At 71.9% G+C, this 13836-nt stretch carries 14 protein-coding genes; 7 read left to right on the top strand and 7 right to left on the bottom strand.

Annotated elements, in window-relative coordinates; translation table 11 throughout:
• The first annotated feature begins 5 nt into the window (after nt 1-5).
• The 4 genes from ACIBVP_RS27195 to ACIBVP_RS27180 are packed head-to-tail and all read left to right on the top strand — an operon-like array spanning nt 6 to nt 4638.
• Nucleotides 6-1025 carry an enediyne biosynthesis protein gene (locus tag ACIBVP_RS27195; protein ID WP_396109176.1) on the top strand — a complete coding sequence of 340 codons (1020 nt, stop codon included), beginning with the start codon at nt 6-8 and terminating at the stop codon, nt 1023-1025.
• Nucleotides 1022-2401: a cytochrome P450 gene (locus ACIBVP_RS27190; RefSeq protein ID WP_396109175.1), complete on the top strand. Its 1380-nt coding sequence runs from the start codon at nt 1022-1024 to the stop codon at nt 2399-2401. Before ACIBVP_RS27195 ends, ACIBVP_RS27190 begins: the two co-directional genes overlap by 4 nt.
• A gap of 25 nt (nt 2402-2426) precedes the next feature.
• Nucleotides 2427-3605: a methyltransferase gene (locus tag ACIBVP_RS27185; protein WP_396109174.1), complete on the top strand. Its 1179-nt coding sequence runs from the start codon at nt 2427-2429 to the stop codon at nt 3603-3605.
• 10 nt (nt 3606-3615) lie between these two features.
• Nucleotides 3616-4638: a carboxymuconolactone decarboxylase family protein gene (locus tag ACIBVP_RS27180; protein WP_396109173.1), complete on the top strand. Its 1023-nt coding sequence runs from the start codon at nt 3616-3618 to the stop codon at nt 4636-4638.
• A 1-nt stretch (nt 4639) separates the two neighbouring features.
• On the opposite strand, the gene ACIBVP_RS27175 is transcribed toward ACIBVP_RS27180, so the two are convergent.
• Entirely contained in the window at nt 4640-6163 is a 1524-nt protein-coding gene (locus tag ACIBVP_RS27175) for a multicopper oxidase family protein (RefSeq protein WP_396109172.1), read from the bottom strand.
• Nucleotides 6160-6582, bottom strand: a complete 423-nt coding sequence (locus ACIBVP_RS27170; RefSeq protein WP_396109171.1) for a hypothetical protein — start codon at nt 6580-6582, stop codon at nt 6160-6162. The genes ACIBVP_RS27175 and ACIBVP_RS27170 overlap by 4 nt, the downstream gene beginning before the upstream one ends.
• A gap of 88 nt (nt 6583-6670) precedes the next feature.
• On the opposite strand from ACIBVP_RS27170, the gene ACIBVP_RS27165 reads away from it, so the two are divergent.
• From ACIBVP_RS27165 to ACIBVP_RS27155, 3 genes are all read left to right on the top strand, one after another.
• A complete protein-coding gene (locus tag ACIBVP_RS27165) occupies nt 6671-7003 on the top strand; it encodes a PadR family transcriptional regulator (RefSeq protein WP_396109170.1) in 333 nt (110 codons plus the stop codon).
• Entirely contained in the window at nt 7000-7680 is a 681-nt protein-coding gene (locus tag ACIBVP_RS27160) for a permease prefix domain 1-containing protein (RefSeq protein WP_396109169.1), read from the top strand. Before ACIBVP_RS27165 ends, ACIBVP_RS27160 begins: the two co-directional genes overlap by 4 nt.
• A gap of 114 nt (nt 7681-7794) precedes the next feature.
• Nucleotides 7795-8235 (top strand): peptidoglycan-binding protein, encoded by a 441-nt coding sequence (locus tag ACIBVP_RS27155; protein WP_396109168.1) that lies wholly within the window; start codon nt 7795-7797, stop codon nt 8233-8235.
• Between the two features lie 291 nt (nt 8236-8526).
• On the opposite strand, the gene ACIBVP_RS27150 is transcribed toward ACIBVP_RS27155, so the two are convergent.
• From ACIBVP_RS27150 to ACIBVP_RS27130, 5 genes are read right to left on the bottom strand one after another with little or no spacing between them, the layout of a single operon-like run.
• A complete protein-coding gene (locus ACIBVP_RS27150; protein ID WP_396109167.1) occupies nt 8527-9390 on the bottom strand; it encodes a cytochrome c biogenesis CcdA family protein in 864 nt (287 codons plus the stop codon).
• Nucleotides 9390-9968 (bottom strand): protein disulfide oxidoreductase, encoded by a 579-nt coding sequence (locus ACIBVP_RS27145; protein ID WP_396109166.1) that lies wholly within the window; start codon nt 9966-9968, stop codon nt 9390-9392. Before ACIBVP_RS27145 ends, ACIBVP_RS27150 begins: the two co-directional genes overlap by 1 nt.
• Before the next feature lie 60 nt (nt 9969-10028).
• Complete coding sequence (locus ACIBVP_RS27140; protein ID WP_396109165.1) at nt 10029-11216, bottom strand: FAD-dependent oxidoreductase; 1188 nt, start codon at nt 11214-11216, stop codon at nt 10029-10031.
• Nucleotides 11216-11782 carry a TetR/AcrR family transcriptional regulator gene (locus ACIBVP_RS27135; protein WP_396109164.1) on the bottom strand — a complete coding sequence of 189 codons (567 nt, stop codon included), beginning with the start codon at nt 11780-11782 and terminating at the stop codon, nt 11216-11218. The genes ACIBVP_RS27140 and ACIBVP_RS27135 overlap by 1 nt, the downstream gene beginning before the upstream one ends.
• Nucleotides 11783-11840: 58 nt before the next feature.
• On the bottom strand, nt 11841-13646 hold the full coding sequence (locus tag ACIBVP_RS27130) for a rhamnogalacturonan lyase (RefSeq protein ID WP_396109163.1): 1806 nt from the start codon (nt 13644-13646) through the stop codon (nt 11841-11843).
• Between the last annotated feature and the right edge of the window lie 190 nt (nt 13647-13836).

Below are 13836 nucleotides of genomic sequence, written 5' to 3'. Positions count from 1 at the left end.
CGGAAATGGTCGTCCAGGAAGCGAAGCCAGGTGGCGGGAACCCGCCCTCGGGTGAGCCGCCGAAGCTGCGTGAACCCAAGCACATCACCGCGCTGCGCAGGTTCGCCATCTCGATCACGCTCTTCAACATCGCCGGTTACATCTTCCTCGGGTTCGAGCAGCCGTGGATCTGGCCGTTCGTCGCCATCGCCACCGGCTACACGGTCGAGCTGGTGCTGGAGAAGATCGGCGCCCGGGTCGAGGGCCGCGAGCCCCGGTACGCGGGCAACGGGTTCAAGGGACTGATGGAGTTCCTGTTCCCCGCCCACATCACCAGCATCGCGCTGAACATGCTGATCTACGTCAACGACCGGATCTGGGTGATGATGTTCGCGGTCACCCTGGCGGTGGCGGCGAAGTGGATCCTGCGCGCTCCGGTGCGCGGCAAGCTGAAGCACTACATGAACCCCTCCAACTTCGGGATCCTCATGGTGCTCGTGCTGTTCCCGTGGGGCAGCATCGCACCGCCGTACCACTTCACCGAGGGCCTGAACGACTGGGGCAGCTGGATCCTGCCGGGAATCATCATCATCACCGGCACGATGCTGAACGCGAAGCTGACCGAACGGATGTGGCTGATCGCCGGCTGGCTGAGCTTCTTCGCGCTCCAGGCGATCCTGCGCGGCATCCTGTTCGACACGGCCATCCCCGGCGCGCTGGCGGTCATGACCGGTGTCGCCTTCATCCTCTACACCAACTACATGGTGACCGACCCGGGCACCACGCCGTCCAGGCCGGGCGCGCAGTTCGCGTTCGGCGCGGGCGTCGCGCTCTTCTACGGCCTGTTCATGGTCATGCACATCGCCTACGGCCTGTTCCTCGCCACGGCGATCGTGTGCCTGATCCGCGGCATGTTCCTGTGGAGCCTGCACTTCGTGAACAAGGCGGCCGCGCAGAAGGCCGAGGCCGAGAAGCAGAAGGCGGCCCCGCCGCTCGCGGCGGTCGCCGATGACGGCGGGCCGGCGGCCCGCCCGGCGGCGGCATGACCGCGAGCGGTGGCCGCGTACCCCCAGGGCCGCCCCGGCGGGCGGCCCTGGGGATCCTCCGCAAACTCCGTGCGGACCGCCTCGGCCTGATGGGCGAGGCGGTCCGGGAGTACGGCGACGCGGTACGGGTGGCGATCGGACCGAAGACGCTCTACATCTTCAACCACCCGGACCACGCGAAGCACGTGCTCGCCGACAACGCGGCCAACTACCACAAGGGCATCGGCTACACGGAGGCCAAACGCGCGCTCGGCGACGGGCTGCTGACCAGCGAGGGCGCGCTGTGGAAGGAACAGCGGCGCGCCATCCAGCCGGTGTTCCAGCACAAGCGCATCGCCGCGCAGGCGGACGTGATCATCGACGAGGCGCTCGGCCTGGTCGACCGGCTGCGCGCCCACACGGGCGCGGACGCGCCCGCCGACGTGCTGACCGAGGTCACCGCACTGACCCTCGGCGTGCTCGGTGCCACCCTGCTGGACATCGACCTCGGTGCGTACGACGGGGTCGGGCACTCCTTCGAGGCCGTGCAGGACCAGGCCATGTTCGAGATGGAGACGCTCGGGCTGGTGCCGAGGTGGCTGCCGCTGAAGGGGCAGCGGGCGTTTCGTTCCGCGCGGTCCCACCTCCAGGAGGTCGTCGGCATCCTCGTGGAGTACCGGAAGGCCAACCCGTCCTCGGCGGGCGACGACGTGCTGACCCGGCTCATCGCGTCCACCGCCAAGGAGGACGACAAGCGGGTCGCCGACCGCCGCATGCGCGACGAGCTGGTGACGCTGCTGCTCGCCGGGCACGAGACGACGGCGAGCACGGTCGGGTGGACCCTTGACCTCGTCAGCAAGCACCCGGAGGTCCGGGCCCGGCTGCACGAGGAGGCGGTGGCCGTCTACGGCGACCGTCGTCCGGCCTACGAGGACCTGACCCGGCTCCGGTACACGCACATGGTGCTGCAGGAGGCGATGCGGCTGCACCCTCCCGTGTGGATCCTGCCGCGCCGCGCCGTCGCCGAGGACGAGGTCGGCGGCTACCACGTGCCCGCCGGCGCCGAGGTCCTGATCTGTCCGTACACCCTGCACCGGCACCCGAGGTACTGGCCGGAGCCGGACAGCTTCGACCCGGAGCGGTTCGACCCGGACACCCCGGTGAAGCGGCCCCGTTACGCGCACATCCCGTTCGGCGCCGGACCCCGGTTCTGCGTCGGCAACCACCTCGGGATGATGGAGGCCACCTTCATCATCTCCACGCTGATGCGTGACCTGGAGCTCGCGCGAGTGCCCGGTTTCCGGGTCAAACCCGAGCCGATGATGTCGCTGCGGCTCGGCGGCGGCCTCCCCATGTTCGTCCGCGACTGGTCCACTCCGGCCCGCCGCGCGGCCTGATCGTTTCCGAAAGTCGGTGAACGCCATGTCCAACCTCGATCACCCCAAGGCGGCGGAGTTCGCAGAACTGCGTGCCGCCATCGCCGACGAGCGGGTCCGAGAGCTGTTCCCGTACCGCTTCCTGGCGGCGAACGACACGTTCGCGCGGCTCGTGGACGCGACCGCGCACGGCATCCTGGACTCGATCGGCGCACTGCCGACGAACGCGGGAACCTCCGTCCAGCTCGCCAAACGACAGCTGTCGATCCCGTGGCGCCGCACCATCCCGCTGACCTTCCTCTACGAACGGCTGTCGGACTCCGGGATCCTCGAACGGGAGAACGGCAAGTACTATCCCGGCCCCGCCCGCCCGGACGACTTCGCCGCGGTGGCGGCGGAGCTGGCGTCCCGTGAACCGGGCGCGGCGGTCGCCGCGGACATTCTGCGCACGCTCGTCGACGAGGCGAAGCGGTTCTTCTCCGGCGAGGCGACGGGCGACGAGATCCTGTTCGCGCCGGACAAGCTGCCGCTGTGGCTGAAGTACTTCCACAACGACAACCCGCTGTACGCCATCAACAACACCGTCGGCGCGGAGGCGTTGTCCCGGCTCGTGCCCGAGGACGGCGGTCCGTTCGAGATCCTGGAGATCGGCGGCGGGTGCGGGAGCGCCGCGGAGTACGCGCTGCGCAAGCTCGGCCCCGCCGTCACCCGCTACCGGTTCACCGAGGTGGCGGAGACCTTCGCGCGCCACGGGGACAAGGCGGCGCGGGCCGCGGCGGCACCGTCGACGGTCGTGGAGACGGCACGGCTGGACATGACCCTGCCGTGGGAGGAACAGGGCGTCGAGCCGGGCACGTTCGACGCGGTCTACTCGGTGAACTGCTTCCACGTGGCACCCGAACTCGACTTCGTCATCGGCGAGGCGGTCCGGGCGCTCAAGCCAGGCGGCACGGTCGTGGTGTCGGAGTGCGTGCGGCCGACGAAGCTGGCGCGGCCCATCCACGCCGAGATCATCTTCGACTTCCTCGACAGCTTCACCGACGTCGCCACCGACCCGGTGAAGCGCCCGACGCACGGCTTCCTCACGCCGGCGGCGTGGCGGGCCACGTTCGAGGCGGCCGGTCTCGACGAGGTGACGATCCTGCCCGACGTGGACGCGATCGCCGAGAAGTACCCGGACTTCGTGGTGGGTGCCGTGCTGGCCCGCGCGACCCCGTCGACCTGAGGAGCGCCGGATGGTTGCGAAGCTCGTCCGGTTCGCGGTGCGCCGGTCGCTGAACGACACCCGCCACGTGCGGGTCGTCAAGCGCAGGCACGCCACGGGACTGGTGGCCGAGGTGTACCGGCAGGTGGAGCGGGACTTCAAGATGCTCGCACCACCGGTCGCACTGCACTCCGCGGCACCGGACACGCTCGCCGCGGCGTGGATGGTGCTGCGGGAAACCCTGCTGGCACAAGGGGTCGCCGACCGTGCCGCCAAGGAGGCGGTGGCCACCGGCGTCTCGTTGGCGAACGCGTGCCCGTACTGCGCCGACGTCCACGGGATGACGCTCGCCGCCATCCCGGACGCCGGTGACCGGACCGGCTACGAGGAGTGGGCCCGTGCGTCGGCCACGGGTCCGGTGCCCGCACCGTTCCCGGCCCCGCAGGCCGCGGAGCTGGTCGGGGTGGCGGTGGCGTTCCACCACTACAACCGCATGGTGAACGTGTTCCTGAGCGAGTCGCCGTTCCCGTCACACGTGCCGGAGTCGGCGAAACCCAAGGCACGGCAGGTGCTCGGCGGCGTGCTGCGGCCGGGGCCGGACGGTGCCGCACCGGGCACGTCGGTGGACCTGCTGCCCGCCGTGCCGGTGCCGGACGAGCTCGCGTGGGCGCGGGGGAACCCGGTCGTCGCCGACGCGTTCGCCCGCGCCTACGCGGCGGTCGACGCGGCCGGGGCCCGGTCGGTGCCGCCGAACGTGCGTGGCGTCGTCCGCGCCCGGCTGTCCACGTGGGACGGCCGTCCGCCGGGGCTGAGCCGGTCGTGGGTGGAGGACGAGGTGGCCGGTCTCCCTTCGGAGGACCGGCCCGCGGGGCGACTCGCGCTGGTGATCGCGTTGTCGAGCTTCCAGCTCGACGACAGCCTGGTCGAGGACTACCGGCGGACCGCACCCGGCGACGACACGCTCGTCGAGCTGGCGGCATGGTCGAGCATGACCGCCGCCCGGCGGATCAGCACGTGGCTCGCCGCCCCCGGGGAGTCGTCCGCCGCGGCCTGACTCACACCGTCCGCACCGTCGCCATCATCGCCATGTCCTCGTGTTCCAGGTTGTGGCAGTGCATGACGAAACGGCCGGTGTAGTCGGTGAAGCGGACCGCGATGTCGACCACCTCCGCGGGCTGGATGTCCACTGTGTCCTTCCAGCCGACGTCCAGTGCGCCCGGCGGCTTGCCGTCGCGGCGCAGCACCTGGAACGGGTCGAGGTGGACGTGCACGGGGTGGTGCACGTCGGTGACCAGCCGCCAGATCTCCACCTCGCCCAGCCGGGTGTCGGCCAGTGAGTCGCCGGGCGCGAAGGACCGGCCGTTGATGGTCCAGCCGCGGTGGTCGCCGGTGCTGCCCCGGCTGAACTGGAACGTGCGCGTCCGTGCCCCGGTGGGCGGGACCAGCGGCTCGACCTCCGCGAGCCGGTCGGGGACGCGGCTGTCGTCGCGGGCACGGCGGACGACGTGGAACCGCATGACGTCCGCCGTGCCGCCGCTGCCCAGGCCGTTGACCATGGTGACCTTCGTGCCCACCGGCACCCGTGAGAAGTCCACGACCACGTCGAACCGTTCGCCGGGCGCGATCTCGATCGCCTGGTGCGGCACGGGTTTCTCGAGCAGGCCGCCGTCGGAGCCGATCTGCGTCAGTGGCAGGTCCGGTCCGGTCGGGACGGTCAGCGCGAGCCGGTACCTGCGGGCGTTGGAGGCGTTGAGCAGGCGCAGCCGGTAGCGGGCCGCGTCGACCTCGTGCTCCGGCCACGGCGCGCCGTTGACCAGGACCACGTCGCCCAGCACGCCTTCCATCCACTCGTCCCGCACCCCGGCGACCGACCGCATCTCCTGGTCCAGTCCCGGATACGCGAACGCACCGTCCTCGTCGAACGACCGGTCGCAGATCATCAGCGGCAGCTCACGGTCGCCGCGTGGCAGGGGGAGCGCGTCCTCCTCGTCGTCGCGGACCAGGTGGAAGCCCGCCAGCCCGCGGTACACGGCCGGGCCGGTGAAGTCCATGCGGTGGTCGTGGTACCAGAGCGTGGCCGCGCGCTGGTTCATGGGGTAGCGGTAGTCCCGCTCGCCGTCGCTGGTGTCGCCGGTGCCGTGGTGGCCGGTCCACTCGCGACGGTCACCGACCGGCAGCACCAGGTCCAGCGGCCACCCGTCGTGTTCGTGCGGGGTGTGCCCGCCGTGCAGGTGCACGACCGTGGGCACGGTCAGCTCGTTGCGGTGCCGGACGGTCACCGGCCTGCCCCGCCGGGTCTCGATCGTGGGGCCGGGGAAGATCCCGTCGTAGCCCAGGATCGGGGTGCGCAGGCCCGGCAGGATCTCCATCTCCGCCATGCGCTGGGTGATCCGGTACAGGTCGGTGCCGACGGGCCGGGCCACCGGCGGTACCGGCAGCGGCACGCGGAACGGCTTCGGCAGCCGTGCCGTGCTGACGAGCCGTTCACCGGTCTGCCCGGTGCCCGACAGCCCGCACCCGGCGAGGGCCGCGCCCGCGGCGACGCCGGACAGCAGCCCGAGGAACGACCGCCGCCTCACCGCGCACCCCCGCGCGGGCGGGCGGCGGACGGGGACCACACCCAGACGGCGATCAGCACCGAGGCCGTCACGATCGCGACGCCGAGGGGGATGTGCGCGCCGAGCGAGCGGGAGTGCCCCAGCCCGATCTGGAACCCGACGGCGAGGAACAGCGCCACCATCACCGGCAGCACCCACAGCCTGCCGCGGCGCAGCACGTAGAGGAGGGTCGTCCCGATCAGGGCGAGCGAGACCGCGGCCAGGACGGACCCGATGAGGCCGTGCATGGTGATCGCGTCGACGTTCCCGGTGAGGAACATGCCCGCGAGCACGGGCTGTGCCAGCACCATCACGAGGTGCACCGTGGCCACCACACGCAGCAGCCACAACGAGAGACGGGGCCTGCGGTCTGTCCCCGCCGGCCGGACAAGAGTGTTCACGTGCCGGACGCTATGTGTAGGCAGACTACTGATACATCGGGGATGTCCCTGATTGTGACCCGGGCCGCGTTACGTAGAATCCCTACCTGTGCGACCCGCAGCCGTACGTGGCCACCTCGACGCCCTGATCCTCGCCGTGCTCGAGGACGGCCCCAGGCACGGCTACGCGATCATCGAGGCGCTGCAGGCCCGCAGCGGCGGCGCGCTGGACCTGCCGACGGGCACCGTGTACCCGGCCCTGCGCAGGCTGGAGCGGGCCGCGCTGCTGTCCGGTTCGTGGAGCAGCGTGGGCGGCCGCGACCGGCGCACGTACACGTTGACCCGCGCGGGCAGGCACATGCTCGCGCGCCAGCGGGCGGAGTGGGCCGAGTTCACGACGGTCGTCGACGCGGTGCTGCGACCCGCGGGCGGTGCCGCATGACCACCGCCGACCGCACCACCGACCCAATCGCCGAGTACGTCGTCGCGCTCGGCCGCGCGCTCCACGGCCCGCGCCGCACCCGCCGCAGCATGGTCGCGGAGGCCCGCGAGGGTCTGGTCGACGCGGCGGAGGCCTACCGCGCCAGAGGTATGCCCCCCGAACGCGCCGCGGTGCTGGCGGTACGGGACTTCGGCGCGGTGCCCGAGGTCGCACCGTCCTACCAGGACGAACTGACCGCGCGGCAGGGCCGCTGGTCGGCGGTGCTGTTCACGCTGGTGTTCCCCGCGATGCTGCTGGGCTGGAACCTGCTGTGGCAGAGCGGTGCGGTGCGCCGGATGCCGGGCCCGGCGCCTGAGCTGGTGCGGGAGCTCGCCCTGGTGCAGGACGTGCTGACCGTGGTGGTCGCCGTGGCCGCGCTGGTGCTGCTCGTGACGACGTTCCGCCGCACGGTGTCGCCCCGGCGCCTGACGAACGCGATCGGGCTGACGGGTGCCGTTGGCGCGGTGCTGTGCGGTGGCACGTCGGTGGCGATGAACGTCGCGGGCGGACGGTCCACCGTGGACCTGCTCGCCGCCAACCCGGCCGCGGTCGCGGCGTTCGCCGTCAGCGCGGCGGTGATGGCCCTGCTCATCTGGCAGGGGATCCGTACGCTGGCCATCGCCCGCGCCGCGGACTGAGCCGCCGCCGGTTTCAGCGTCGGTTTCAGCGTCGGTTTCATCGCCGTGAAAGGGCCGGGAAAGCGCGGCACGGCAACATCTGCTCCACCACGCAGGGGATGAAAGGGGAGCAGTATGAGACGGTTGTTCGTCACGCTCGCGGTCGCCGCCGCGATGCTGACCGGGGGAGTCGCCTTCACCACCGCGACGGCGTCGGCGGCGACGTCCGTCGGCTGGTGCGACGGGGTGAAGGCGGTCAAGGTCAGCACGTCGGGCCACTACGTCCGGCAGCCCTACCACAGGGCCACGGGCAGCAGGAACTGCACGCTCGCCGAGGGGGCGTCCGGCGGCGCGGTCGTTCAGCTCCAGACGGCGTTGAAGTCGTGCAACTACGCGACCAACCTCGACATCGACGGCGACTTCGGGCCGGCCACCAAGAAGGCCGTGGCGTACGCCCAGTACCGGCGCGGCATCTCCTCGGACGGCATCTACGGCCCGGACAGCCGCCAGGCGTTCTACTGGCCGGCGTACTACTCGTCCGGCAACCCGACCGGGAAGTGCGTGCGTACCAACTGATCGCGCGGGTCACGGCCGCGGCGGGGTGAGCCACCTCGTCGCGGCCGTGACCGCCGTCGCCGTCCACTCGCGACTGGCCGCCACCGCCTTCTCCGATGATCGCAGGGGGATCGTCGGGGTCGGCGGAGCCGTGGACGAACGGCACCGGCAGCGCGGCGCCCGCGCACTCGAGGGCTACCCGGTGGTCACCCAACCGGGCAAGGAGATCACCTGGGGCGAACTGAACGTCGGCGCCCGGCAGGTCTTCGAAGAGGCAGGGGTCACCGAGGTCAGCCACCCCACGCCGCGTCGTCATGCGCGTCGACTTCGAGGCCGCTCGGCGCGGGCCCGACGTCCGCGGGTGAGCAGCACCCCGCCCGCCACCAGCACGACAAGCACGACGACGAGAGGCAGCGGGCCGATCGCGTCCACCCACTCCACGAGCGTCGACTGGACCGCACGCGCCGCGCCGACCACCGGGTCGGCCGCGTCGCCGCCGCCGTGGAACAGGCGCAGTTCGTAGAAACCGTAGTAGCCCACGTACGCGCCGGTCGCCAGCAGGAGCACGCCGCCGATCCTCGGCACGTACGGCAGCACGCGCCGGACACCGCTCGCCACCGCGGTGCTCGCCAGCGCGGCCGCGACGGCCAGCACCGCGACCACGAGGCCCATACCCAGCGCGTACGCGACGAACGTGGTGAGCCCCGTGGTGAGGTCGCCGCCGCGAAGCGCGATGCCGGTCGCGGCGAGGAACGGGCCGATCGTGCACGACAGCGACGCGATCGCGAACGCCACGCCGTACCCGGCCATCGACACGAGCCGGGTCGACGGCGCCCCACGCGCCGGTTTCGGCAGGAGCAGGGTGAGCTGTCGGCCCGCGAGCAGCAGCACCCCGACGACGACCATGACGACCCCGATCACCATCGTCACGATCGGCAGGTACTGCTGCAGCACGCCCCGCAGCGGGAGGCTGAGCAGCCCGAAGATCCCGAACACGGCGACGAACCCGGCGGTCATCAGCGCGCCCGCCGCGAGCGCCCGGCCGACACGCGCGACGCGGGTCGCGTCGTCGTTCCCCGCGACCACCATCGTCAGGTAGCCGGGCAGCATCGCGAAGCCGCACGGGTTGACCGTGGCGAGCATCCCCGCGGTGAGCGCGAAGAGCAGGTCGTCCATCAGCTCAGGGCGTCGACGCGGGCGAGCAGCTCGTCCTTCTCGAGCTGGCTCGTCTCCGTCTCGACCGTGCCGTCCGCGCTGACGAACGCGTACGCGGGCTGGTAGGTGACACCGAACCGCTGCCACACCGCCGCGTCGGTGTCGGCGATGTGCGTGAACGAGCCGAGGTCGTACTTCCGCACGAAGTCCCGCATCGCGCCCACCTCGTCCTGCGCGGCGACCCCCACGAACTCGACGTCACCGGCGGATCGCGCCGCCTCCGCGATGGTCGGCGCCTCGGCCTGGCAGTTCGGGCACCACGGCGCCCAGAACCACAGGACGGCGGCCTTCCCGGCGAGCGACTCACCGGAGAAGTCCTCGCCGTCGACCGTCTTGGCCGTGAACCGCAGCTGCTCCGGCACGGCCGGCTTCGCCTCCGGTGCCTCGGTCGTGGCGGCCGTGGCGCTCACCGGCGTGGTGGTCGCAGTGGTCGCAGTGGTCGGTGTGCCGCCACTGCGCGCCGCCTGGTCGGCACCGCAACCAGCCAGCACGAGTCCCGCACCGATCGCCAGCACCGACACCGCACGCAACCGTGCCATCAAGGTCCTCCTGTCCGTTTCGTCCACCGCATCATGCCGTGTGGACGAGCCGGAAAACCCTTACGAACCGGTGACGTGTGCCTCCCGCGCCGCCTCGACGACCGCCGCGGGCTTGCCGGCCAGGGAACGGCCGACGAGCCGGTCCACGCCGGGCACCCCGGACAGCGCCAGGACCGCGCGCCGGACCCGCAGCTGCGCGGGGGAGCGGGGAAGGAACCAGCGTGCCCCCTTGCGTGCGGTCAGCTGCTTCTCCGCCACCACCGGACGCCACCGCCGCTCGTAGGCGTCGAGTCCGGCGAGCCCGGACCGGTGCAGTTCCTCGGCGAGCAGCCAGGCGCCCGCGATGCCCAGCGACGCGCCCTGCCCGGCGAGCAGGGAGACGGCCGCGCACGCGTCTCCCGCGAGCACCACCCGGCCGCGGTGCCAGCTCGGCGCCTCGACCTGCGCGACGTGGTCGTAGTACACCGAGTCGCCGGGTGGGCACTGCGCCAGCACGTCCGGCACGACCCAGCCCAGCGAGCCGTACTCGGCACGCAACGCGGCCCTGGTGTCGGCGGGCAGCACGCGGTCGGTGGTGCGGTGGACCGCGAACGCGGCGACCCGGCCGTTCCGCAGCCCGTACAGGCCGATCTGCCGGTCCACCGAGTCGGTGAGGCAGAACCGGTCGCCGATCCGCGCGCGGATGGCCGGGTCGTGGAACGTCCACGCGGCGGTGTGGAAACCGAGGTGCCGCAGGAACGCGCGCTCCTCGCCGAACACCATCCCGCGCACCGCCGAGTGGATGCCGTCCGCGCCGACGAGCACGTCGGCGTCGAGCACCTCGCCGCCGGTCAACGTGATCCGCACGCGGTCGGCGCCGTTCTCGACGTGCGCCGGGCGGGTCGAGAACCGCAGGTCCACGTCGGCGGGCAGGCTCTCCCGCAGTGCCGTCTCCAGGTCGGGGCGCATGATGCTGATCAGCCGGCCGTGCACCGTGCTGGCGAACCGCTTGAAGCCCAGGCGCGCCCGGGCCCTGCCGTCGGTGTCGACGAACCGGGCCTCCTCCAGCACGTACCCGAGTTCGCGCAGCCGGGGCAGGAGCCCCATCGCCTCGGCGGCGTCGTAGCCGGCGCCGAAGAAGTCGATCATGTAGCCCTGGGCGCGCGGGCCGGGCGCCTTCTCCAGCACCACGACCTCCCAGCCGAGCACCGACAGCCGCTGCGCCAGCGCCAACCCGGTGATCCCGGCCCCGCAGATCACGACCTTCATCACTGTCCTCCCATCAAACGCGTCAGTACGGGGGTGATCGCCGCGGACGTCAACCCGGGGTCGAGCGCGCGTTGCAGCACCAGACCGTCGACGGCCGCGCCGACCACCGCGGCCGTCGCCTCGGGCGCGGCCACGCCGTGGGCCCCGAGCCAGGCGGCGAGCCGGGCCCGGAAGTCCACGATCACCTCGGCGACCGCGGCCCGCAGTGCCGGGTCGCGCGTGGCGGCCAGGTAGGTCTCGGTGAACAGCAGCGACGTCGGGTCGTCGCCCGTGTAGGGGTCGAGTGCCGACGCCAGCGCGGCCATCGCCTCCGCCGGGGTGCCCGCCCGCGCCAGCGCGGGTTCGAGCACCGCGCCGACCTCGCGCATCGCACCGACCGCGGCCTCGGACAGCAGCGCCTGGACCGACGAGAAGTGGTAGTGCACGAGGCCGGGCGCGACCCCGGCCCGTTCCGCCACCACCCGGGTGCTCACCGCACCCCACCCGCGTTCGCTGATCAGCGCCACCGCCGCGTCGAGCAGCTTGCGCCGCACCTCCCTGCCCCGCTCCGCCGCTGTCGGCGACATGTCCACCCCGTGTTGGTCGATTGCCTTGGACGATCGCCCAACTGTAGCACGGCGCGGATCAGCCGATCGCGAAGCTCGGGTGCGGGGGCTGGTTGTAGCCGGAGTTCTGCCACGCGACGGCCAGCCGGTACTGCCGGTCCTGCATGAGCGACGGGCGGCTGATGCTCGTCGGGTCCGTGGTCGAGTAGATCCGCAGCGCCCGGTTGTCGCTCGTGCGCCAGACGACCTCCTCGCGCCAGTCGCCGAGGATGTCGGCCTGCAGCGCCGGGGTGGCCTTCGTGCCGTTGTTCGACGAGACGCCCGACCCGGTCAGCAGCCGGGTGTCGCCGCCGGTGCCGTACTCGTCGATGTGCGTGCCGTCGAGCAGTTCGCGCTGCGCGTCCCCGTCCCACCAGATCACGAAGTTCGTCGAGCCCGGTTTGCGGGACGCGACCTGGTTCCCGGTGCTGCCACCGCGCAGGCCGGCGACCGCCGACGACCACGCCTCCGCGCCCGGGCTGCCCGACCAGATGTCCGCCGCCACGCCGCGGCCGTTGTCGCAGCCGCACGGCGGGGCGCTCCAGATGATCTGGCCGGTGCGCGCGTCACCCATCCAGTGCGCGGGGTCGCCGCCCGACTCGGACGGCTTGAACACCTCGAGGCCCGCGCGGGACGGGATCAGGTCGCCGACGTGGTAGGCGTCGCCGTGGTGGGTGTTGTTCTGCCACAGGCCGTAGCCGTTGTCGTCGATCGCCATCGAGCCGTACATGATCTCGTCACGGCCGTCGCCGTCCACGTCGGCCACCGACAGCTGGTGGTTGCCCTTGCCGGTCCACGCGGAGCCGTTCGTGGACGAGCTGGAGTCGAACGTCCACCGCCGGGTCAGCGCGCCGTTGCGGAAGTCCCACGCGGACACGACCGAGCGCGTGTAGTAGCCGCGGGCCATGACGATGCTGGGCCGCGCACCGTCCACATAGGCCGTCCCGGCGAGGAACCGGTCGACGCGGTTGCCGTAGCTGTCGCCCCAGGACGGGACGTTGCCGCGCGGGGGCACGTAGTTCTCCGTGTCGAGCACGGCGCCGTCGGTACCGCGGAACACCGACAGGAACTCGGGGCCCGCCAGCACGTAGCCCGACGAGTTGCGGTGGTCGGCACTCGCGCTGCCGATGACCTGGCCGGTGCCCGACCGGGTGCCGTCGGCGGTCTTCACCGCGACCTCGGCACGGCCGTCGCCGTCGTAGTCGAACACCTGGAACTGCGTGTAGTGCGCGCCGGAACGGATGTTGCGGCCCATGTCGACGCGCCACAGGCGGGTACCGTTCAGCCGGTACGCGTCCAGGTAGGTGTTGCCGGTGTAGCCGGACTGCGAGTTGTCCTTGGCGTTGGACGGTTCCCACTTCAGCACGATCTCGTACTGCCCGTCGCCGTCCAGGTCGCCGACGCTCGCGTCGTTGGCGTTGTAGGTGTACCGCTCGCCGGACGGCGTCGTGCCGCCGGGCGGGATCTGCAGCGGCACGTCCGTCGAGGTCGCGAGGAACGACATCGACTCGCGCGAGGCCCGTCCTTCCACGCCGCCCCGCACCGGGCGCACCGTGTACGTCGCGCCCGCCGGTGCGTCCGCGTCGACGAAGTTCGTGCCCACCGGGGCGGCGTTGACCTTCCGGCCGTCGCGGTAGACGTTGAACCGCAGACCGTCCGCGTCGCCCGCGAGCTGGCGCCAGCTGACGAAGTTCCCGTCGCCGGACCGGACGCTCACCACTCCTCGCGGTTCCGTCGCGTCCGCGTCGGCGGCCGCCTGGGGCAGGTGTGCGGGTGCGCCGACGACGACGGCGCCGAGCAGGGCGACAACCGCGCCGAACGCGACCGTCCTGGCTGTTCTGGGCATGGCACAACTCCGAGTCCGTCGAGAGGGTGATGGTTTTGGGAGCGCTCCAGTGTGCCCGTCCAAAATTCGTAGCACCGATCCCGGGGAAGTGTCAACGCAGGTCGGAAGCGGTGTCGACGGCTCAGGGTTTCCTTGCGACCGACTCCGCGTGGTGGGCCGTGGACGTGGTGGTGAGTTCGAGGTGCACCCG

Source organism: Actinophytocola sp. NPDC049390 (assembly GCF_044466355.1).
Lineage (GTDB): Bacteria > Actinomycetota > Actinomycetes > Mycobacteriales > Pseudonocardiaceae > Actinophytocola.
Note: the sequence above shows the minus strand (reverse complement) of the source record. Positions and strands in the feature narration are given on the sequence as shown.